1 protein-coding gene is annotated in these 431 nt (G+C 64.0%); it reads left to right on the top strand.

Annotated features, from left to right (window positions below; translation table 11 throughout):
• The coding region (locus AC1D0P_RS30130) for a PadR family transcriptional regulator (protein WP_477680086.1) at window positions 1–431 on the top strand (431 nt) is incomplete at both ends.

Raw genomic sequence — 431 nt, 5'->3', positions numbered from 1 at the left:
GTCCTGGCGGGCCGTTCAGCCGCGGTGGGCGCTTCTTCGAACACGGCATGCTGCGGCTTGTGATCCTGGCGCTCGTCGCCGAACAGCCGCGCCACGGCTACGAAATCATCAAGGAACTCGAAGAGCGGACATCAGGCCTTTACGCGCCGAGCGCCGGCGTCATCTACCCGACGCTGACGCTGCTCGAAGAAACCGGTGACATCGAGGTCCAGGCGACGGATGGAGCCAAGAAGCTCTATACCGCCACCGAAGCCGGGCGGGCGACACTTGAGGAAAATCGCAAAGCGATAGACGCAGTGTTCGCACGCTTCGAGGCGATCCGGTCAGCCGCCAAGCCGGAGCGCGATCCGCGCATCATGCGCGCCATCGACAATTTCCGGACGGCACTGGCGATGAAGGCGCGCAGCGGCAATCTCTCGACGGAGCAGATC

The sequence above is a fragment of the Polaromonas sp. P1_G2 genome, assembly GCF_056405515.1.
Note: the sequence above shows the minus strand (reverse complement) of the source record. Positions and strands in the feature narration are given on the sequence as shown.